Origin of the sequence: Burkholderia sp. Ac-20379, from assembly GCF_017104645.1 — a bacterium.
Lineage (GTDB): Bacteria > Pseudomonadota > Gammaproteobacteria > Burkholderiales > Burkholderiaceae > Burkholderia.
On sequence record NZ_JAAGPF010000001.1, the window covers coordinates 53,788 to 76,382 of the forward strand.

Genomic DNA, 22,595 nt, shown 5'->3' on the forward strand with positions numbered 1-22,595 from the left:
TACGTAGATCGCCCGGCCGGATCCTGGCCACCGGGCGGCGCCTGCATGCCAACGCTGAATCAGAATCCAGACAGCCGGTCGCGGCAGATATTCCGGCATGCCGCGATTGTCCTGACGACCACACATCGGGGATCACGCCCATGCATCATCGACAACACTTGCCGCGTCCGCGCATGACGCGCCTGGCTGCCAGCCTGCTGTTCGTGTTCGGGCCGCCGATCGTGATGCTCGCCGCGAGCCGCGACGCTTTCGCGAGCTGTGTGACGACCGCTACCTTCATCGTCTGTCCGGCCGGCACGCGCGTCGACAGTTTATCGTCCGCGAGCAACTTTGCGATCCTCTCCGTGAATACCGGCGCGACCATCAGCGTCCCGCCGCTCTCCGGTGGCGCCGCGGTGACGCTGAGTGGCAATAACGTCACGCTGAACAACTACGGATACATCGATCCGTTGGTCGACGGCGGCCAAAGCGTGGCAGCAACGGGTGCGCTCCTCGGCAACAGCGCCACCAATCTAGTGAGCGTCGACAACACCCAGAATGGCACACTCAACGGCCTCGTCGACATTTCCAGCCTGATGAGCTTCGGGGGCCAGGCGCTGATCGTGCAGAACGGTGGCGGCGCGAACGGCATCACGACGATCACGAACGAAGGCTCGATCGGCATGTCGATCTTCGGCACCGGCAGCTTCACAGCCGCCGATGCCCCCGCCATCCTCAGCTACGGTGGCGCGGCAACCCAGTTCATCAATTTCAGTACGATCACGGGCCGGATCGGCTTTACGGCACCGTCGACCGCCGGGCAGCACAATACCTTCGTCAATGCCGGGACAATCAACGGCAGCGTCTATCTGGGCGACAACGCCAGCGGCAATACCTTTACCGCCGTGTCCGGGTCGAGCGTCAACAACGCAGGTGTCGCGGGCGCGGGCACGATCACGGCCGGCGCCTCGGTCGTGAAGTTTGCGGGGGCCGGGATCGTCGATGCGGGCACCGGCAGCGGCAACACGCTGGTCCTGCAAAACTCGGCGACGAGCGCTGGCACCGGCACGGCAGGCACCGCCACGACGCTCAGTGGCGCCAACTATCTCGATTTCCAGAATCTCGTCGTCAACAGTGGCACCTGGAACCTGCAGGGCAACCTGGTCAGCGGCAGCGCGACGATCAACGATGGCCTTGTCAATGCGGGCAGTTCGGGCGTATTCGGCAGTGGCACCTTGACGACCAACGGCGGTGCCCTCGCCTCGTCGGTTCCGGGTCTGACGCTGGCGAACCCGATCGTGCTGAACGGCACGAACTTTTCGATCAACGGCACGAACGCGTTGACGCTCGGCGGCGTGATCAGCGGCAACGGGGCCTTGACGATCAACGACACCGCGCCGGTCACGCTGAACGGCGCGAATACCTTTGGCGGCGGCATCACGCTGGCGAGCGGCGGCCTCGTCCTCGGCAATGCCGGCGCAACGGGCAGCGGCACCTTGAGCGTCACGGGCGCGTCCTCGCTGGACAACAGCGCGGCCATGCTGCTGAACAGCAATCTGCAGATCAACACCGGCGCTTCATTGTCGCTGCCGGGCAGCCATGCCCTCTCCCTGCTCGGCAACGTGTCCGGTGCCGGCGACCTCTCATGGAACGGCTCGGGCACCCTGACCCTAGACGGCGTGAATACCTTCGGCGGCGGCATCACGCTGGCGAGCGGCGGCCTCGTCCTCGGCAATGCCGGCGCAGCGGGCAGCGGCACGCTGAGCGTCACGGGCACGTCCTCGCTGGACAACAGCGTGAGCATGCTGCTCGACAACGATCTGCAGATCAACACCGGCGCTACCTTGTCGCTGCTGGGCAGCCATGACCTCTCCCTGCTCGGCAGCGTGTCCGGTGCCGGCGACCTCTCATGGGACGGCTCGGGTACCTTGACCCTGTCGGGAGCCGATTCGTCGACGGGTACGTTCCACATCATCAACGGAACCGTGCAGACCGACCCGGACGGCACGCTGTCCTCAACCGGCGCAGTGTCAATCACGCCCGGCGCCACGCTCGACCTGAGCGGGGGCGGCAACCAGACCATCGGTTCGCTGGGCGGCCTCGGCGGCACCGTCGCCCTCGGCAGCCATACCTTGACCCTGAGCGGCCTCGGCAATACCGAATTCGACGGCGGCATCACGGGCTCCGGAAGCGTGATCAAGAACGGCACCGGCGTGCAGACGCTCGGCGGCGCCAGCACCTTCAGCGGCGGCCTCGCGCTGAACGCGGGCGGACTGGCCGTCGGCAACAACGCGGCGCTCGGTGCGGGCGCCCTGAGCGTGAACGGCGACACGACGCTCGCCGCGAGCACCGCCGCGGTGCAGCTGACCAATGCGATCACGATCGGCGCCGGCAAGACGCTGAGCGTGCAAGGCGCCAATGCCCTCACGCTGGGCGGCACGATTTCCGGCGCCAGCGGCACGCTGGCACTGGCCGGCACAGGCTCCCTGACCCTCACGGGCACCAACACTTACGGCAGCACCACGCTCTCCGGCGGCACGCTGATCGTCGGCAGCACCACGGCGCTCGGCTCGGGTAGCGTCACGGTGGCCAGCAGCGCATCGATCGACACGAAGATCAACCGAACGCTGACCAACGCGATCACGCTGAATGCGGATCTGAGCGTCGCCGGCTCGGCGAACCTGGCGCTGAACGGCGTGCTGTCCGGCACCGGCGGCCTGATCAAGAACGGCGCGGCGTTGATGGGGATCGGCGGCACCAACACCTTCACCGGTGCGCTGACGATCAACGCGGGCTCGCTGCTGATCCTGAATGCCGCAGCAACGTCGGCATCGAACGATGTGGCACTGCAGAACGCGGGCGCCACGCTCGACGTGAGCAACACCGGGGCCGCGACGACGATCGGTACGCTGACCGGCGTGGCGGGCAGCACCGTGACGCTGGGCTCGAACACGCTGTCGCTCGGCAATGCCGGCAACGGCAACTTTGCCGGCACGATCAGCGGCACCGCCGGGCTCGTCAAGCAAGGCAGCGGCACCGAGACGCTGAGCGGCGCGAACACCTATACGGGCGGCACGACGATCAACGCCGGCACGCTCGCCATCGGCGCGGGCGGCAGCCTCGCAACGACGGGCGCGGTGACGATCGCGGGCGCGGGCGCGCGCTTCGATATCAGCGGCGCGTCGGGCGACACGAGCATCGGCGATCTGTCCGGCACGACCGGCCAGGTCACGCTCGGCGCGAATACGCTGAATTTCGGCACCGCCACCGATCAGAGCTTCGGCGGCACGATCAGCGGCACCGGCGGCATCACGAAACAGGGCAGCGGCACGCAGACCCTCACCGGTGCGAACACGTTCACCGGCACCGCGACGGTAGCAGCCGGCACGCTGGCCCTGTCGGGCGCGGGCAGCCTGACTGCCTCGACGGACGTCAATCTGGCGAACGCAGGCGCGGCACTCGATGTCAGCGGCGCGACCAGCGCGCCGACGATCGGCGCGCTGGCCGGCGTGACGGGCTCGAGCGTGACGCTCGGCGCGAACACGCTGACACTCGGCGATGCATCGAACACCGCGTTCGGCGGCACGATCGACGGCACGGGCGGCATCGTCAAGCAAGGCAGCGGCACCGAAACGCTGAGCGGCGCGAACACCTACACCGGCGGCACGACGATCTCGGCCGGCACACTCGCGCTGTCGGGCAACGGCAGTCTCGCGTCGACGGGCGCCGTGAACGTCGCCGGCAACGGTGCGAGCTTCGATATCTCGGGCGCGTCGGGCACTGCGACGGTCGGCGCCTTGTCGGGCGGCGGCGGCAGCGCCCTCTCGCTGGGCGGCAACACGCTAAGCTTCGGCGATGCGACGAACCGGACGCTCGCCAGCACCGTGACGGGCACCGGCGGCCTCGTCAAGCAAGGCGCGGGCGTCGAAACCTTGAGCGGCAACAACAGCTACAGCGGCGGCACATCGCTGAACGCGGGCGGCCTCGTGGTCAGCAGCAATACGGCGCTCGGCACCGGCGCGCTGACCGTGAACGGCACTGCTTCGCTCGACAGCAGCACGGCGGCCGAACTGGCCAACAACGTCGTGCTGAATGCCGGACTGACCGTCAGGGGTACGAATGACCTGACGCTCGACGGCGCGATTTCCGGCACCGGCGGCCTCACCAAGCAAGGCAGCGCGACGCTGACCCTGAACGGCACCAACACCTACACCGGCGGCACCGAGGTCAACGCCGGCACGCTCGCGCTCGGCGCGGGCGCGAGCCTGGCGGCGAGCGGCATTGTGGATGTCGCGAGCGGCGCGACGCTCGACCTCTCCGCCGGCAACGGCACGCAGACGGTCGGCACGCTGACCGGCGCCGGCGCGGTCAATGTCGGCGCCAACCGCGTCACGCTCGGCAGCGCGAGCGACGGCACCTACAGCGGCGTGATCGCCGGCAGCGGCAGCCTCGACAAAGTGGGCACCGGCACCGAAACGCTGACCGGCGCGAACGCCTTCACGGGCGGCACGACCATCGACGCCGGCACGCTCGCACTCGGCGCCGGCGGCCGTCTCGCCGCGAACGGCACGGTCACCCTGAACGGCGCGGGAACCGGCTTCGACATCAGCGCGGCCGGCGCGAACCAGACCATCGGCGCGCTGGCCGGCAGCGGCGGCAACGTCACGCTCGGCGCCAACACGCTGAGCTTCGGCAACGCGGCGAGTCAAACTTTCGGCGGCGTGATCAGCGGCACCGGCGGCGTCGTCAAGCAAGGTTCGGGCACCGAAACGCTGAGTGGCACGAACACCTACACGGGCGGCACCACGATCGATGCGGGCACGCTGGCGCTGTCGGGCGCCGGCAGCCTGGCGAGCGGCGGCAAGCAGACGCTAAGCGGCAGCACGCTGACGCTAAGCGGCGTGAGCACGGGATTCGACATCAGCGCGGCAAACGGCAACCGGACGGTCGGCGCGCTGTCGGGCGTGGCAGGCAGCACGATCACGCTGGGCAGCAATACGCTGACGTTCGGCGATGGGACGGACCAGACGCTCGCCACCAACGTGACGGGCACCGGCGGCCTCGTCAAACAAGGCTCGGGCGTCGAAACATTGAGCGGCAACAACAGCTATAGCGGCGGCACCTCGATCATCAACTCAGGCGGCCTCGTGGTCGGCAGCAACACGGCGCTGGGCACCGGTGCGCTGTTCGTGAACCACGAGGCGTCGCTCACGAGCAGCACGGCTGTGACACTGGCCAACAACGTGGAGGTGAACTCGAACTTGATCGTCTATGGCAGCAACAACCTCACGCTCGACGGCGCCCTCTCGGGCACCGGCGGCCTGAGCAAGATCGGCACCGGCACGCTGACGCTGAACGGCACCAACACCTACACGGGCGGCACGAGGATCAATGCCGGCACCCTGGCACTCGGTGCGAACGCGAGCCTCACGGCGAGCGGCATCGTGAATGTCGCGAGCGGCGCAACGCTCGATCTGTCCGCCGGCAGCGGCACGCTGACGGTCGGCACGCTGGCCGGCGCGGGCGCGGTCAATGTCGGCACCAACCGGGTCAAGCTCGGCAGCGACACCTACGTCGCCAGCTACGGCGCCTATAGCGGCGCGATCACCGGCAGCGGCGGCGTCGACAAGGTCGGCACCAGCACCGAAATGCTGACGGGCGCGAACACCTACACGGGTGGCACGACCATCGACGCCGGCACGCTCGCACTCGGCGCAGGCGGCAGCCTCGCCGCGAACGGCAGCGTGACGCTGACCTCGGCCGGCGCAAGCTTCGACGTCTCGAACGGCGTCAACCCGAGCATCGGCGCATTGAGCGGTGTGCTCGGCACGACCGTCACGCTGGGCGCGCAGACCTTGAGCGTCGCCGGCAACGGCACGCCCGTGTTCGGCGGCGCGCTGAACGGCACGGGCGGCTTCACGCTGACCGGCGGCCAGCAGACGCTGTCGGGTGCGAACACCTATACCGGCGCCACCTCGATCGCCAGTGGCGCGACGCTGCTGTTGAGCGGCACGGGCAGCATCGCGTCGTCAAGCGGGGTCGCCAACGCCGGCACGCTCGACCTCTCCGGCACGACGAGCGGCGCGACGATCTCGAACCTGAGCGGTGCGGGCGCCGTCGCGCTCGGCAGCCAGACGCTGACGCTGACGAACACCAGCGGCACCTATGGCGGCACATTCAACGGCACCGGCAAGCTGCTGTTGCAAAACACCGGCTCGCTCGTGCTGACCGGCAACAGCAGCGCGTTCAGCGGATCGACCGAACTGGCCTCCGGCCTGCTCGAAGTGGGCGATGCCAACACGCCGACGGCGGTGCTCGGCGGCAACGTGCTCGTCGACACTGGTGCGACGCTGCGCGGGCACGGCACCATCGGCGGCAACGTGATCAACAACGGCATCGTGATGCCGGGCGGTTCGATCGGCACGCTGAGCGTCGGCGGCAACTATGCGCAGTCGAGCGGCGCGACGCTCGCCATCGAAGTCAGCCCGACCGACGCCTCGCAACTGAAGGTAAGCGGCAGCGCAACGCTGAACGGCGTGCTCGCGATCACCTACGATCCGGGTACCTACACGGCGAAGACCTACACGCTGGTGTCGGCGGCGGGCGGCGTGAGCGGCACGTTCAGCAGCACGACCAGCACCGGCGCATCGAATCTCGGGACGCTGACGCAGAGCGTCGATTACACCGCGAACGCGGTCAACCTGGCGCTGGCGAATCCGGCCGACACGAGCGGTTCCGGCGACACCAGTGGTTCCGGCACGACGGCGCCGGTGGTCATCGCGCCCACCAACACGAGCATCTACACCGCACTCGGCACCACCGCGATCCTCGGTGCGCAGGCGCAGGGCAGCGCACTGCTCGCCCGTCTGGGCCCCAGCGCAGCGGGTATGTCGGCGACGCCGTCGGGCTGGATCACCGCGACGGGCAGCCAGACCAAGGTGGGCGGCACGAACGGCGCGCCGGGCTTCCAGAGCCAGCGTTACGGCTTCCTCGGCGGCGTCGAGCGCCGGTTCGGCGACTACACGGTGGGCATCGCCGCCGGTTACGACCATGCCGACATCAGCGAGCGAACCACTGGCGATTCGGGCACGACCGACAGCCTGCGTGCCGCGCTGTATGCGCAGCGCAGCGTCGGCGCGGTGAATCTCGCGGCCACCTTCGGCGCGGGGCTCGATTTCCTGTCGCAGAAGCGTCCGTTCGGCACGGTCAAGGCCGAAGGCGACCACATGGGCCAGGAGTTCAACCTGGGCAGCCAGGCCAGCCTGCCGATGCAACTGGGCAGCGTGACCGTGACGCCGAGCGTCGGTCTGCGCTTTGCGTACTTCCATGCGAACGGCTTCGGCGAAAGCGGCGCGGGTGGACAGAACCTGAGCGTGGGCTCGGACAACGTGCGCAGCTTGCAGCCGTATGCGCAGATCGCGTTCGATCGCGCGTTCGGCGATGCATTCCGGCCGGTGCAGGTGCAGATGCGTGTCGGCTACGCGCACGAGCTGCTCGATACGAATCGCGCGGTGAGCGTTGCTTCGCAAGACGGCACGCTGTTCACGGCGCCGGGGACGACCCTGCCGCGCGGGTATCTGACCGTGGGCGCTGGCGTCACCTTCCATCCGGCCAAGCAACTCGATGTGTCCTTGAATTACGACGGGATGATCAACACCACGCATGCGTCGGCGCAGCAAGGCAGCGTGCGGGTGAATTACCGGTTCTGAAGAGGCCGAGGGCGGCAACTTTTGCTATGCTTGACAGGTCGGTAGCCCTTTTCGGGGCTGTCGGCCTGTTGCACAGACCCGTCGGGATCCGCGTTGCCGAACACGAATCCCTCGCAAGCCGGCCTCCGCTGAATGACTTCCAGCTGTCCTTCATAGCGATCTGACGACCGACGGACGTGTAGTACCGAACCCGGTCTGCGTACCGACGGCAACCGAACCCGACCATTGCTTGCTGAACTGGCCTTGCATCTCGACCTTCCGCTCCAGGCGGTTGCTCGGCATTTGGCAGACGATTTCGACGCGATGCTCGACAGGCTGATAGCAGGCGAAACGCGCGGTTCTTGCACCCCAGGCACACCCCGTATCATTTAGCCGACTCGAAGCCCCCCGCTTCGCCAGCAACGCACCGCGTGTATCCTCAAGCCACCGCAACGCGCACGGCCGGCCCGACTAATCCGGCCCCAATCCCCCATGACAACCACCCCGCCGCTTCTGCCGAAGGTTCTCCATTCGAGCGCCGACCGAGGATGGCATGCGCTGACCGCCGCGCTGGTGCACATCCCGCGTGGCGTGTCCCACGTGCGCGGCGCCGACGTGCATACCCTGGGCATGCACTTCGGGCCGCCGGTCAACGCCGATTGCTTCTGTGACGGCACGAGGGTGCGGCGTGTGCAGAAGCTTGGCGACTTCGGCTTCGTTCCCGCCGGCATGGATTCGTCGTGGGAAGACGATGCGGATTGCCGGATCCTGCGGTTGGGGCTTGCGCCGTCGCTGCTCGAACAGGTTGCCGAGGATCTGCACGGCGATGCCGCCAAGATCGATGTGATGCCGCGCATGGCGCTGCGCGATGCGCGGATCGAGGCGATCGGCTTCGCCATCAAGGCGGAGCTCGAGGCCGAATCGCCCTCCGATCCGCTGTTCATCGACCACTTGGCAAGCGCGCTGGCGGTTCGGCTGGTAGAAACGGCCACGGACCGCCGCCCCAACCCGGCGCGATACGACACGCCAAGGCTTTCGCCGCGCCAGTTGACCTTGCTGACCGAGTTCATCGAGGCCAACCTCGATCAACCGTTGCACCTCGCCGATCTGGCCGCGCTGGCCGGTATCAGCGTGACGCGCCTGAAATCGCTGTTTCGCAACAGCACCGGCGCGCCGGTTCATCAATATGTGATCCGCCGCCGCGCCGAACACGCTCGCGTGCTCATCGCCACGACCCGAACCCCGGCGAGCGAAGTGGCGCTGGCCGCCGGCTTTGCGAGTCAGAGCCACATGAGCACGACGATGCGGCGCGTTCTCGGCCTGCTGCCGAGCGACATCGCGCGTCCGGATTGAAAAACCCAGCCGAATCTGCAAAACCCCGCCCGAATCTGCAAGACCGGCCGCGCCGAATCCTCGACCCTTGAGCCTTCATCTCAACGAGGACTTGCCATGTATGCCATCGTGGGCGCCGCTGGAAAAGTGGGCTACGCAGCCGCATCCGCACTGCGCCAATCCGGCGTGCCGGTCAGAGCCGTGTTGCGCAATGCGTCGAAGGCGGCCCGGCTCGCCGAAATCGGCTGCGAAGTCGCCTTTGCCGACATACAGGATTCCGAAGCGCTCGCGAACGCGATCGCCGGTGCCAACGCGGTGCAGGTCGTCGTTCCACTGACGCCGCAGGCCGAGGATCCGGCCGCCGATCTGCGCAGATCGATCGCGAGCCTGAGCGCGGCGCTGCAGCACGCGCGTCCGCCGCGCACGCTGGCGATCTCGGACTACGGCGCGTATGTCGACGCCGACATCGGCATGCCCAGCCTGTTCCGCGAGTTCGAGCGGCAACTTGCCCGGATCGGCGGGGACACGCTGATCGTTCGGTCGGCTGAACATATGCAAAATTGGGCGAGAACCGTTCCGGCGGCGATCGAGTCCGGCCGCCTCCCGACGTTGCTCGCCCCTTTGGACAAAGTGGTTCCCACGATCTCCGCGCCCGACCTCGGCACGATCGCGGCGGCGTTGCTGTTGCGGCCGGAGTGGCAGCGCGGCCTGGCGGTGTGCCACGCGGAAGGCCCCCGGCGCTACAGCGCCAACGACGTGGCGGCCGCGCTGAGCGAACTGTCGGGACGGACGATTGATGCCCACGCCGTGCCCCGCGGGCACTGGGACGAGATCATGCATCGCAGCCTGCCCGCAAGCCTCGCAGTCCTGCTGATCAAGGCCACCGACGCCGTGAATCGAGGCGGCCTCGTCGACATCGAGGGGCACGACGGCGAGGTGTGCCGCGGCGCCACGGCATTGATCGACGCGTTGCGCCCGCTGGTGCCGCGGCGGTGACGCCTACGACGCGGCCTCCGGATCGATGCGCCGGATCGCCAGGTGCATCGGCTCGTCCGGCCGCAAGGTGACGCGCAGCACGGGACGCGGCGCAGCCGCCCCCGCCGGCACGGCGAACGCGAAACGCTGCAACAGCATGGCCGCGATGACGGTCATTTCGGCCATCGCCAGATGTTGTCCGATGCAGACACGCGGGCCGCTCCCAAACGGCATGTAGGCCCCGCGCGGGATTTCCGGCGCGTCGTGCGCGAACCGCTCGGGCCGAAACGCGTCCGGATCCGGAAACCAGCGCGCATCGTGGTGCATCAGTTGCACCGGGATCATGAACAGCGTGCGCGCGGGAAACGCCCATTGGCCCAGTTGAATCGCGTGCCGGGAACGGCGGCTGATCAGCAGCGGCGCGACGGGATAGCGCCGCATCGTCTCCTTGATGGTTTGCGTCAGATAGCCGAGCGCCGGCAACGCGTCGAGCGTGGGATCCCTGCCTTGCAGGACGCGCCGCACCTCGTCGCGCGCCATGCGTTGCGCCTCGGGATTCGACGCCATGCACCACGTCCACCACACCAGCGTCGCCGCCGTCGTCTCGTGGCCGGCGAGGAACAGGGTCATGCATTCGTCGCGCACATCGTCGAGCGACAACGCCGGCGCGGCTTCGCGCGCCTGTAGAAAGCGCGTCAGCAGGTCGTCGGGCCAGGCGTCGCGCGCCAGGCTCAAGCGCCGCTGCAAATGCCGCTCGATCATGTCCTTCAGCGTCCCGAGCGCCTTGCGCTTCGCGCGTTTCCACGGCATCCAGTCGGGCATGCTGGCCGGCCAGAAGAACTCGGCGTTGGCCGCCGCGCTCGTCACACGGATCGCCTGCTCGACGGCGTGCAGATCCTCGTCCACGCTGCACGAGAAGGCCATCCGCAGAATCGCGTCCATGGCCAACGCGGTCAGTGCGCTTTCGACCGGCCAATGGTCGTGCGCGCTCGGCCACTGCGCCAACGCCTGGGCGGACGCCTCGACGATCGTCGGCGAGAAACCCTGCACGGCCTTCGGCGCGAAATTGGGCGCCAGCGCGTGACGGCGGGTTCGCCACGATTCGCCCTCGGTGGTCAGCACGCTCTGCCCGTGTACCTGCGAGAACACGCTGATCGCGCGCTCCCAGCGCATCAGCGCATCGTGATGCGTCACGAGCAACTCGCGCGCAAGTTGCGGATCGGCGACAACCACGTCATGCTCTGGCCAGATCCGCAGATGCACGATGTCGCCGTGCGCCTTTTGCCACCGGGCGAGCATCCCCGGCAAATCGCGCGACATGGCGATCAGCAAATGCCAACCGGTGAGGCCGGGTGCCGGGCCAGGCGGCCACGCCGCCGGCGAACGCGCCGACGACGCCTTGGGAGAGGGATGACGATGCAACGGACATTGGCGCTCGGAAGGCGTGGTCATGGAATCGGGTGGCGTGATGATCGTGAGCCCGATTCTGAACGGGTCGTCACGCCATTTCTTGAACGCAAACGACATCGCGGGCATCGGCCCGCCTACTCGTGATGAACGCCACGCCTTGCCTTTCGCCCTGCCCCGATCCGCTGACGCGCGCGCCGCTGGCGTCGCACGGCGGCCAGCGTCCGCCCACGCGGCTGCACCTTCCGCCGCTCGGCCTGCACGGCGCCGTGGTCGCGGTGCTGTGCCGCGACACGCGCGGTTTCGATCTGAGCGACGCGCAGCGGTTGACGCACTTTCCGGCGTCGCAGTTGGTCAGCCTCACCTGGTTTCAGGACACCGACGCGGGCCGCATCGAGCCAACCGACACGGGCTACCGGTGGCAACCGTTCGACGCGCCGATCGTCCTGTCGGGAAGCCACTCGCATCCCGCCACGTGCTGGGCGCCCACCAACGGCCGCGCCGGAATGATCTGCTTCGAAGCCGACGCCGCGCGAACGCTGTTCCAGATCGATCTGGCCGACATTCAGGATCGCATCGTCGACGCGCGAGCCTTGCTTGGCGAAACCTGGCAAGCGCTGCTCGAGGCCCTGCTCGCCTCGGACAGCGACGCGGCCGCGCTCGACGCACTTCAGCGCCATTTGCTGCCGCGTTGGCGAGCCGCGGGTAGCGCCGGTGCGATGCGGCCATCGTTGAGCGAAGCCGGCCGCTATTGGGTGCAGCGGTTGGCCTGGCAGGCACACGAATGGCGGCGCTCGCATAGCCCGCGTCAAGTCGAACGCCGTATCAAGGCGTACAGCGGGCGCTCGTTGCGGGAATGGCAATCGCTCGTCAAGACGGAGCGCCTGTTCTTCAGCGCCCGGGCACGCTACGACGCCGACGAACCGCTCGATTGGGCCGCGATCGCGCACGACGAAGGCTTTGCCGACCAGGCGCACCTGAGCCGCGCGGTGAAGCGCACCACGGGCTTTTCCCCAAACGAATTCTCCCGGCGGTTCGTTGAAGACGAGTCGTTTTGGGTGTATCGGCTGTGGGTGTGATCGCGGTTGAACGGCGATCGAGCGACCAGCGCCGCCGGCAACCGGATTTCCGCTGGCCGGCTAGTGCCAGAATTTCCAGAACGGCTTCGATGGCTGGACAGCGGCGGTGGGTGGCTTCGGGTAGGTGTAGTTGGCGTTGAAGGACCATTGACCGTCGACCTGACGGAATTCGACCTCCGACTCGATCCACGGCTCGCCCTTCTTCATGAAGGCGCTCCAGTAATCCTCGCAGAGCCGGGCAAGCTCGTTCGAAATAGCCGCTTTATCGTCGGAGCCCGCGTTTTTGAGCGTGTAGTCGATGCGGTGGCCATCGCACCGAATCGTCAGCCGCCCCTTGTCCCAGGATTCGGGCGAACAACGAATGGCTTCGCGAACCAAGGCGGTGAGCGCTTCGGTATAGTTGTCGAGTTTGTCGGTCATTTTCCGCGCGCCTGAAGCGCGTCCCGTTTTTTGACACGTCATTGTAGGTCGATAATGCCGCACGGCGATGCGAAAGCCATGAGCCGACTTTCCTGATCCATTCTCCCTGGCTCGATGAAGCATTCCGAACTTACCAAAAAGCTCAATGCCGCCCTCAAGGAGGAAGGCAAGTCATGCGGCTGGAAAACCAAGGCGCATCACGCGTTTCGCGTGGAAGGCGAGATGTTTCTCGCCCTGCTGATTTACGGCGACGCCAAGAAAAATAGAATTTTTCACCGGCTCACGTGCAAACCCATGGCGTTCGATTTGCAATTGTGGCGCATCCTGGGAATGACGGGCAATTCGCAGGCGCCATTGAGCCTGCGTGCGGACGGCGCTTACACGCTTCATGGCATCTCGCTCCACGAAGGCGCCACCTCCGTTTCGGATTGGAATGACGAAGCGTTGACGCGCGGCGTTCGGGATTGCCTTGCGGAGGCCCAGGCATGCATCGATATGGACAATCGCCCCCGCAGCGTGGACGCCTTCATGACACTCGGAGAAGCCTTCAATTCCGACCTTCTCCAGCGAGTACCGAATACGGCATGGAACTTTTGGAAGGAGCGCCTGATTTGCCATCTTCTCAACGACGAACCCGGGCAGGCAGCTTCGATCGCCGAGGCGAGAATCGCGGCCGGCGATTCGGGGGGATTCGTCGTCGATGGCCAGACGTTCTATCAGCGGGCGCTGAAGGGTGGTGCTTCGCATGCCTGATTGATCGGGGCTGGGCAGGCGGGCGCCCGCCGATTTTCTGGCATCGAGGCGCCCCGCTCAGCCGTGCAAGCGATGAATCAGCATTCTGGCCGGAAATCGACGTGAATGTCCGAGATCAGTTCTTGAGCCTGTAGCGGCAGTTGCGCAAGCCGTTCCGGAGACAGCACTTCGCCAAAAAGCTGCGCACGCAGCAAGTTAACCCGCTCCTGCACCACTGACGAGCGCAGGTCGTCATAGGTGCCCTGAACCGCGAGGGTATATACCTTGATCGTTGGCAGCGGCATTTCGCGATCTCGCAACGCCTCCTCGCATGCATTCATCCATGCGCTGTTCTGCCGATCCACGCGTCCGATTTGCTGTTCGATCCGCCCCGGGTTCCAGTCCAGATGAAACAAAACCACCGTTCGGCATGCACGATGAAGATTCAGCCCCTCGCTCATCACGTCGGCCTGACCCAGCAGCACACGCGGATTGAGGCTCGGATGATTGAACGTACCTTGACGCGCGCGACGCGTAGCCGGTTTGGTATCGCCAATCATCAGCTGTGCGAAAGGGCTCATGCGGAATACGTAATCGCCGTTCTGATTGCACTGAAGTTCGTGCTTTAGCTGCTCGACAATCCGGTTCCAACTCAGGGCGTTTCGCTCGGCCTTCTGCTCGTCGACGTCTTCGGGCGGGTCGGGATCGTGCAGGCTCGAGAGGAGCTTACGCGCCTCCGCACGCACGCAATCCCGCTGATCAGGCACATCGACACGCCACAGTTGGTCCGCGACACAGAGTTGCTGGATCAACCACGTAATCAACACCCCAGCCAACTCCACGGAGAGCTTGGACGCGAGCCCGACCTCTTCCACAACCTGCTTGCACACGTCGCGCAGTTGTTCACGCTCACGCTCATAGCGCTCCGAGAAATCTTGGGCCTTCTTTTCAAATTCCTCGTCGCTCATGGCGGCAAGACCAAACTCCGGGTCGAGCCGCCAGCGCTGGATGTCGGCATCGTTGGCATGCACGCCCACCGGCAGCGGAATCGGCGTCTCATTGCGCAGATGTTGCAGGTAGTGACGAATGTTCAGGCTACGGTTCAGCGCATGCAGCGAGGCCAGGTATTCGCCGAAAACAAGCACCTTTTCGCCTTTTTTACCGTTGGCGAGTTTTTCAATCAACCGCACCGCCTTCCGCACGCGCGGATGCCATTGCAACGCATGATGCGGATCGGCACCGACCTTGCCAAGCTGCTTGTGATCCTCGCTTTCAGAGATGGCGCGCCAGTATTCGCAACGTTGCAATCGCGCATGCGTAGCAGGGTCCGCCACGAGCGCCACGGGCGCGGCCGTTTCATCGCACTCGTTCTTCTGTTTCCCGTCGCCATCCTTGTCTCGAACAGCTTCCGGAAGATTCGGCAGGGCCTGCGAAAAGCGAATGCCCGCTGTCTTCAGTTCGTGTCCGACGCTCGCCCCCCGCGCCGCCGCGGACAACGCCTCGGACAACGCGAGCTTCCGGCGCTCCTCTTGTGGCAAACAGGCCGGCACCAGCGAGTGCGTAATGTATTCACGGTGAGGATGCGCGCGAGGATACGCGCGATTGTGCACGCCAGGCGACTCCGAATAACGCTTGACCAACGGATGATCACGCCACAAACGCCGCGTGACGATATCACGCAAATTCCCTTGAAATTCGCTGGCGGCTTCTTTGAGCTCGTCAATTTCGACCTGCGACCCCGAACGCAGCATATCGACTGCATCGGCAAAGCGTTCAACGACTTTGCCAAGACTGACGACCCGCTCTGCTCCCAGGCCAAGCCGGCTGAAAATCGCCTTCCATTGATCGACGCCGAGCTCCATGGGAGTGGCAGTGAGCGCGACCCGTTTCGACGGCTTTGCCCGCGAATCCGCCATCAGAATGCTATCGATCAGTTTGGTCAGCCGGCTGCGCAATTTGCCCTGCGCCTGCTTTTCCGCGAGGCTGAGGTCCGCGCCGGCGCGGCTCTTGTGCGCCTCATCAATGATGAGGAGATCGAAATTCCCTAGCAGTTCGCCGATCACGTTTCTAAACAGTTCGGCGTGCTGCTCGTCCTTGAAAGCTTCCGGCACCGGCCTACCAAGCGTGGCTGCCCCCAGCCGGCGGCGCAAACCCGCACTGCCATGCGCTCCGATATACCGTGCTGCGCACTCCTGCATCGCACTGACCGCCAGTTTTCCGGCGCCGTATGCGTCAAACCCTGCGGCTTTCTTGGCAAGGTAAGGCAGTGCCCACAGCTCTTGGTTCACCACCTTGCCTACCGGCGGCAATCCAAACCCATGCGAGATGAACAGAATCGGGTACGCATCCGCCAGCGGATACGGACTATCGTTCGTGCTGCCGATCTCGTCTTCACTGCCATCTGCGAACAGATCCGCGTAAGTCCGCAAGAAACGATGCGGGAGCACGTCGGGCAACCAGGGCAGCGACAGCGTGCTCAAATGCGCAAGGAAGCCTCGCAGTTCCTCGTCCTGCCACTGATAGGCAAGCCCTGGCGGAATCAGCACGGCAACGCGGCCTCCGCTCGCCGCCACGCAGACCGCGAGCGCCACGGCCAGGCGCGTTTTGCCAAGCCCGACTTCGTCGGCTACCAGCACGCCCGGCTCCTCTCTGAGCCGCCGCACCATCCAGCGCAGCGAAGCATGCTGATTGGCCCGCCACAACGCGGTTCCGTCCGGCAATTGCTCGATGCTCGCAAGCTGTTCGAGCCGCTCAAGCACCAGATTCCAGTCCAACACATTCTTCCTGCTGCGCTTCGTATCGCTTACGAACATAAGACCTCCGCCTTCGACGACACGCACCATGCCGCACGCAAGTCTTGAAGAAAAATTCGGTATTGATCGAGCAGATCCGGTCGCGACGCAAACCATGTCGGCACAAATCCCGGCTTGTCCAACGCGTCGAACAAATCGACGCCGAGTGCCCGGATCGCCGCCAGCTCGGCCGGCACCGTGTGTTCCAGCAACAATGCGCGCAGTTGCGCCAGCCAGTAAGGAAATTCCTCAGGCGTCGTCAGAACGTTGCGCTGCGCAATCGTTTCGATCAGTACCGCAAGCGTCCGCAAGGCGTAGCGGACCGAGCTGGCGTGCGCGGCCGCACTGGGCGCCGCAGTTTGCCCGCCGCCGTCGTCGTCATCCTCGTGATCGTGCGGCGCAAGCGCAGGGAACGCGAGCAGTGCCTGCAGGATGCTTGCCATTTCCAGCGGCGGCATCGCGCGCCGGGACAACAGACCATTCGCGGACAGCACGGCCACATCCCAGCAGGCTCCATCGGGCTGCGCGGCTGGGTCGATGTTCGTTACACGCACCGACTGAGGACAGGCAGCCCCCCAATGCACGGACGCCTGGTCGGATTCGACCGTGAGCCAATGGCCATCGGATGCTTGCAGCCAAAGTGCGGACGGCGGCACTTCGCTGCGAACGAGATACAGGAGATCGCCGATCTGGCGCAGCAGTAGCACGGGAGGCGGATCAAGCGGCTCGAACATATCTTCGCCCTGGCCCTCGATCGCATTCTCGAGATTCACTTCCGATGCCCAATCGCCGCATGCGAGCCGCTGCCAAACATGCGTGACGCGCGCCTTGGGCGACAGGATCACGCCAGCCTCGACATTGCCAATGCTCACGGAACTGGAAGCATTGCCGTCGAGATTTGCCCGCGTGAGGAAGCCGCGACGCGAGAGGTTGCCTGAGCCGAGGTAAAGAAAAGCGAGTGTCGCGCTTGCCTCATCCTCGCCCCTCACGCGATCGAGCCCGGCGATGTATTTGGCATGCAGGAACTTGCGACCAACCTTCAGCTTTTTCTCCAGCGGGTCTCGCGGCAAACATAGCCCCCATTTGCCTGCCCGGCTTTGCTTCAGCCCGCGTTCGCCCACCTTGGTTGTGCGCAATTGCGCGAACCAGTCGGCAAGGCCACCGGCTCGCTCGGGATTGAATACCAACAAACGCGTGCCGGGGTTGCCGAGCGTTTCGAGCTTCTGCAACACGGTGGGCAGCGAATCCGCCGCCGACTCTCTCGATTGTTCGAAGAAGCCGGACCCTGCAACCAAGGTCGACACGCCGCTCGACGGGAAGCGCGTCTGGACCTGCTTAAACAGCGGCTGGTCCAGGCTATGAATGAATTGGGGCGTCGGACGCGATGCGGCCCCGCGCACTTGCAAACGCTCGCGCCAGACTTCCAGCCATCCCGTGACGAGCGCATCATTGGCCAGGCTGTCGTAGTGCTTACCGTAAAGGCCATGCAGCAATCGCTCGAAAAATACGAATGCGGCATGGTTGTCGGCCAAGGCCTGAGACGCGCTCGCCTCGTCGCTTTGCTCGTCCCACTCCGTCGTCCAGAATAGATCGATCTGCGCTTGGCGCCCCCAGGTTTCGGCAGTCCAATTCCCGGTTGAGACGACGAGACGCCATCGGCGCGGGGCTCCGAGTGTCGATGGCCCGAAGCCCATGAGCGCCACTTTCGCGTGCATCAGCGTCGTGCGACTGCGCCACACCTTCTTCAGGCACGGCGCGAGTTGCAGCAGGCCCGGCACCGGCTGCATCTGCGCCGGCCGGTTCGATGCGTCGATCAACAGCAGCCCACGTACGAGGCCTCTGGACCGGCGCTGAGCCGGCGTCTCGTTGGTAAACGCCGTAAGCATCCGCTCAAGGGTTTCGGTATCGCCGCCGAGCCCGCAGACCAGCAGATGCGTGCCATGCTCACCCTTCGGCGGCATGAACAGCGCCTCGAGATCGCTACGGTCATTGATGGTGCTCATTGAGGCGCCCCCGCATCGACGAGCAACTGACGCAAGCGCAGCAGCGGGCGCGGTACGCCATAGCCTTCATCCGGCACGGTGTCTTCCTGGAGATCGTAAGCGTCGTCGGCTACCAGCGGCTTGCCGGTATAGGCCACCCCCTGATCGACGCGTCCGTCGATCACGGAAAACACCATGGGCGCGCGACCGGCCAGCAGCGCGACTCGCTCCGCCAAGTCGAGCGAACCCGACTGCTCCGCGCAAAAGTCTGTCGCATCCACGGGCGTTCCCGGCGCAATGCTCGCCCGCAGCACATCGCAAGCGTGGCCTAGCGCGGCGAAGGCATCGGCCACATCCTGGTGCTTTGCCAACGCGCGCACCGCCTGCGCCGAACTGCGGATCGCATTGCTCATCGCCTGCGCAGCCTGCAAGGTGCTCGCACGCACGTCTTCAAACGCGAAACAGGTTGCGAGTTGCTCGGCGTGTTCAGCGTGCCGAACTTGTGCAAGGAAATGATGGCGGCCGCTCTTGGTTGCAAGCGTGGCGTCGGTGTGACCGTTCAACAATTCTTCGAGATCTGCGCGGCGTGCATCGCCGCGGACACGCTCCAGCACAAGACGCTTTTCGGCATCGCTGGCCAGCGATGGCTGGAGGGCGGCCTTGATGGCCGGCTGCACTTTCTTCGCCCCCTTGTCGCCGGCCTCGATCCAATCCTTCAGCCAGCGGCGCGCATCGCCGTCCAAATCCTGTCCGCTCGCGAAGGCAAGCTCGGCGAGTTCGATACCGGCGGCCGTCAGCTCCAGTCCGCTAAAGCGCGATGCCTCACTGATGCATAGGTTGAGCCCCGGCAGCGCACGCGTTGCGGAACGACGAAACGGAACGGTGACATACGCGCCGCCCTTCGCGACATCGCTGAATGACAAACTGGTGCAATCGGCGAATTTACGTTTGCCCTGTATGCGCCGCTCCGACTTTGCTTGCGGATCGCGGCGCACCACGATCCAACTCGCCAACGCCTCAAGCGCTTCCGCAATGCGTGCGGCCGTTGCCGGCGTATCGACCTCCTGCGCCAGGCGCAATCCCATGCACGCCCAACTGAGCTGGCGCACGAAGAACGCACCACCCAGGCCCGGCACGGCCCATTCATTGAAGCCCATGATTGCGCGCCGCAGGCCAAAATCCAGCCGCAATCGCATCTGGGCGAAATCTTTCGGTTCCGCTGCGCCCCACATTTACGCGTGCTTCCTTATGTTTTTTGTCAATTCCGCTATTGGCGTCGCCGGTCGACCAACGGCCACGCCACGGATAATCCACTGCAAGCCGATTGGGTCAAATTCGGATAGGTTCGTGGGCTGTCAGTTGCCAGTCAATGTAGTCGACCTGGATGACAATTGTAGTTTGGAGGCGACCGTTGCCGCCGCCTTCGCTCGAATGGCTGAATCCGCAGTCGGCTACAGCCAGTTACATCGACGCCTCCAGCCTTAGTGGCATTCGACATCCGCATCTAAATCAATGACAATCAAGATTGCCAATCCGCAGCCGCTGAAATTAACCCGAACAGCCGTCAAGATGAAGCCGCCGTCCATTGTCCTGCCGCTTGCGTATCCGTTTGCCGAGTTCGTACCGGGCGTCGATTCTGCCCGGGAAATCGTGGTCGCCGGGCTACGCTGGCCAACGCCCTATTGGTGCGACCTGGCGGTCGGCTGGCTGGAACAAGGCGTACCGGTTGACGATGGCATTGTCGAGTTATTGATCGAAATTTCCCGAAATCGAAACTTTCCGCAGAATCTGCGACATCGCGCATTTGCCCTATACAAAAGATCGACGAAGTCTCCGGGTATGCAGTAGCAAAAACGCGGTCAAGCAACGCTGATATACCCGATCCCGAAGAGGCACAAGGCATCTTCGCTTTCGCAATGTCATTCGATGACCATGAGCCGTACGGTTCGTTTGAAAAACCCTCGGCACTCGCAAGACAGCGGCAGCGATAAATGTTGGAGGACTTGCGGCACGAATTGTTTTTGATCGCCCCGCACGCATACAAAACCGATAGGCGCCGCAAAGCCCCCCACCTCACCGCTGCTGCCCCGCCATCCCACCGCGACCCGCCGCCTCGCCGCCGTCCTCGGCCACCGCCTCCCCCACCCGCACCTTTCCGCTCAACACCGCCCGCATCCGCTCCCGATCGAGCGCGCCCTCCCACGCACACACCACGATCGCCGCCACCCCATTGCCGACCAGATTCGTCAGCGAGCGGCATTCGGACATGAAGCGGTCGATGCCGAGCACCAGCACCATCGCGGCCACCGGCAGGGTGGGCACCACCGACAGGCTCGCCGCCAGCGTCACGAAGCCCGCCCCCACCACCGCCGCCGAACCCTTCGAGGTCAGCATGGTGACGGCCAGCAGCGTCAGTTGCTGCGTCAGCGTGAGCGGCGTATTGGTGGCCTGCGCGAGAAACAGCACGGCGAGCGTCATGTAGATGCTGGTGCCGTCGAGGTTGAACGAATAGCCGGTGGGCACCACCAGCCCCACCACGCCGCGCTGGCAGCCGAGCTGTTCGAGCTTGAGCATCAGTTGCGGCAGCGCGCTTTCGGACGTGGACGTGCCGAGCACGATCAGCAACTCCTCGCGAATGAACACCAGGAAGCGCACGATGCTGAATCCCGCGAGCCGCGCCACCGCGCCGAGCACCACGAACACGAACAGCAACGCGGTCAGGTAGAAGCAGCCGACCAGCTTCAGCATGGGCAGCAGCGAGCCCACGCCGAACTTGCCGACCGTGAACGCGATCGCGCCGAACGCGCCCACCGGCGCGACGCGCGCGATGAAGCCGACGATGCGGAACATCATGGCCGCCACGCCGTCGACGAAATCGACCACCGGCCGCACCTTCTCGCCGAGCACCGACAGCGCCGAACCGCACAGCAGCGCGAGCAGCAGCACGGGCAGGATGTCCTCGTGCGTGAACGCGCCCACGAACGTCTCGGGCACCACATGCATCAGGAAGCCGGTCAGCCCCTCGCCGTGCGCGGCGCGCGACACGTAGCCCGACACGGCCGATGCGTCGAGCGACGCGATCGACACGTTGAAGCCCGCGCCCGGTTGCAAAAGGTGCCCCATCAGCAACCCGAAGCCGAGCGCCACGGTGGAAATCGCCTCGAAATACAGCAGCGCCTTGCCGCCGGCGCGGCCCACGGCCTTCAGGTCGCGCATGCTGGCGATGCCGGCCACCACGGCGCAGAACACCACGGGCGCGATCACCATGCGGATCAGGCGCACGAACAGATCGCCGAGCGGCTTCAGCGCCACGGCCGCCGACGGCGCGAAATGGCCGAACGCGATGCCGAGCGCGATCGCCACCAGCACTTGAAAGTAAAGATGCCGCCAAAGCGGAACGGATTGAGTGCGAGTCGTCATGTCTCCTCCGGAAAGAAAGGGGCGTGCGCCGTCCCCGCCGCCCTGTTGCCGGGAGGTCGGAGCGATGCGTGGTGCGGGAAAAGGCCGGCCGGGAACGGCCGGGGTTCAGGCGGCCGAGCCGCCCGTGTTCAGGTGACCGAAGCGGCCGGAACCGAGGAAGCCGCCGCGCCGGGCGCGTCGATCAGCGCCCACGGATGCGCGGCGCGATGTCGTTGCTCGAACGCGTCGATCGCCTCGGCCATCGCGAGCGTCAGATCGATGGTGTCGACGCCGTCGATCACCATGCGCTTGTGGCGCGCGCCGATCGGGAACGCATGCGTCGCGCCGCCGGGCGTGGCGACCGTCTGCGCTTCGAGGTCGATCTTCAGGATGCCTTCGGGATCGGCCTGCGCCGTGGCGGTCAGCGCGTCCACCGCTGCGCGCGGCAGCGCCACCAGCAGCAGCCGGTTGTTCATCGCGTTCGAATAGAAGATCTCGGCGAAGCTCGGCGCGATCACGGCGGTGATGCCATATTGCAGCAGGCCCCACACCGCGTGTTCGCGGCTCGATCCGCAGCCGAAGTTCGCGCCGCCGATCAGGATCGACGCGCCCGCGTGGCGCGGATCGTTCAGCACCGCGCCGTCGCGCGGGCGGCCCTGCGCATCGACGCGCAGGTCGTACAGCAGCCCCTGTGCGAGGCCCGATTTGTCGATGCCGCGCAGGAATTGCTTCGGCATGATCTGGTCGGTGTCGAGGTTGTCGATCGGCAGCGGCAGCGCGCGGCCTTCGAGATGGGTCAGCAGGCTCATG

The 22,595-nt window shown here is 65.6% G+C and carries 13 protein-coding genes; 6 read left to right on the forward strand and 7 right to left on the reverse strand.

Annotated features, from left to right (window positions below):
- Positions 1 to 173 precede the first annotated feature (173 nt).
- The 3 genes from G3N92_RS00135 to G3N92_RS00145 all read left to right on the forward strand — a co-directional run bounded on the left by G3N92_RS00135 (position 174) and on the right by G3N92_RS00145 (position 9,995).
- Positions 174 to 7,688 (forward strand): autotransporter-associated beta strand repeat-containing protein, encoded by a 7,515-nt coding sequence (locus G3N92_RS00135; protein WP_206125409.1) that lies wholly within the window; start codon positions 174 to 176, stop codon positions 7,686 to 7,688.
- Between the two features lie 471 nt (positions 7,689 to 8,159).
- Positions 8,160 to 9,020, forward strand: coding sequence for an AraC family transcriptional regulator (locus G3N92_RS00140; RefSeq protein WP_206125410.1), 861 nt, complete (start codon positions 8,160 to 8,162; stop codon positions 9,018 to 9,020).
- Between the two features lie 96 nt (positions 9,021 to 9,116).
- A complete protein-coding gene (locus tag G3N92_RS00145) occupies positions 9,117 to 9,995 on the forward strand; it encodes an NAD(P)H-binding protein (protein WP_206125411.1) in 879 nt (292 codons plus the stop codon).
- 3 nt (positions 9,996 to 9,998) lie between these two features.
- Here G3N92_RS00145 and G3N92_RS00150 read toward each other — a convergent pair whose 3' ends face one another.
- Positions 9,999 to 11,426, reverse strand: a complete 1,428-nt coding sequence (locus tag G3N92_RS00150) for a cytochrome P450 (RefSeq protein ID WP_206125412.1) — start codon at positions 11,424 to 11,426, stop codon at positions 9,999 to 10,001.
- 101 nt (positions 11,427 to 11,527) lie between these two features.
- On the opposite strand from G3N92_RS00150, the gene G3N92_RS00155 reads away from it, so the two are divergent.
- Positions 11,528 to 12,460, forward strand: a complete 933-nt coding sequence (locus G3N92_RS00155) for a helix-turn-helix domain-containing protein (RefSeq protein ID WP_206125413.1) — start codon at positions 11,528 to 11,530, stop codon at positions 12,458 to 12,460.
- Positions 12,461 to 12,520: 60 nt separating this feature from the next.
- Here the strand turns inward: G3N92_RS00155 and G3N92_RS00160 are convergent, their stop codons facing one another.
- A complete protein-coding gene (locus G3N92_RS00160; protein ID WP_206125414.1) occupies positions 12,521 to 12,880 on the reverse strand; it encodes a hypothetical protein in 360 nt (119 codons plus the stop codon).
- A gap of 114 nt (positions 12,881 to 12,994) precedes the next feature.
- Here G3N92_RS00160 and G3N92_RS00165 point away from each other — a divergent pair, with 114 nt between their 5' ends.
- On the forward strand, positions 12,995 to 13,633 hold the full coding sequence (locus tag G3N92_RS00165; RefSeq protein WP_206125415.1) for a hypothetical protein: 639 nt from the start codon (positions 12,995 to 12,997) through the stop codon (positions 13,631 to 13,633).
- 77 nt (positions 13,634 to 13,710) lie between these two features.
- Here G3N92_RS00165 and G3N92_RS00170 read toward each other — a convergent pair whose 3' ends face one another.
- Genes G3N92_RS00170 through G3N92_RS00180 form a run of 3 tightly spaced genes read right to left on the reverse strand, consistent with a single transcriptional unit; the run spans position 13,711 to position 19,618 of the window.
- Positions 13,711 to 16,386: a DEAD/DEAH box helicase gene (locus G3N92_RS00170; RefSeq protein ID WP_206125416.1), complete on the reverse strand. Its 2,676-nt coding sequence runs from the start codon at positions 16,384 to 16,386 to the stop codon at positions 13,711 to 13,713.
- 29 nt (positions 16,387 to 16,415) lie between these two features.
- A complete protein-coding gene (locus tag G3N92_RS00175; RefSeq protein WP_206125417.1) occupies positions 16,416 to 18,407 on the reverse strand; it encodes a hypothetical protein in 1,992 nt (663 codons plus the stop codon).
- Complete coding sequence (locus G3N92_RS00180; RefSeq protein ID WP_206125418.1) at positions 18,404 to 19,618, reverse strand: hypothetical protein; 1,215 nt, start codon at positions 19,616 to 19,618, stop codon at positions 18,404 to 18,406. Before G3N92_RS00180 ends, G3N92_RS00175 begins: the two co-directional genes overlap by 4 nt.
- A gap of 280 nt (positions 19,619 to 19,898) precedes the next feature.
- Here G3N92_RS00180 and G3N92_RS00185 point away from each other — a divergent pair, with 280 nt between their 5' ends.
- A complete protein-coding gene (locus G3N92_RS00185; RefSeq protein WP_206125419.1) occupies positions 19,899 to 20,234 on the forward strand; it encodes a hypothetical protein in 336 nt (111 codons plus the stop codon).
- Positions 20,235 to 20,459: 225 nt separating this feature from the next.
- Here the strand turns inward: G3N92_RS00185 and dctA are convergent, their stop codons facing one another.
- Together dctA and leuD are read right to left on the reverse strand one after the other, a co-directional pair.
- The gene (dctA, locus tag G3N92_RS00190) at positions 20,460 to 21,806 is read right to left on the reverse strand and encodes a C4-dicarboxylate transporter DctA (RefSeq protein WP_206125420.1); all 1,347 of its coding nucleotides are present in this window, start codon (positions 21,804 to 21,806) and stop codon (positions 20,460 to 20,462) included.
- Positions 21,807 to 21,934: 128 nt separating this feature from the next.
- Positions 21,935 to 22,594, reverse strand: coding sequence for a 3-isopropylmalate dehydratase small subunit (gene leuD, locus G3N92_RS00195; RefSeq protein ID WP_206125421.1), 660 nt, complete (start codon positions 22,592 to 22,594; stop codon positions 21,935 to 21,937).
- Between the last annotated feature and the right edge of the window lies 1 nt (position 22,595).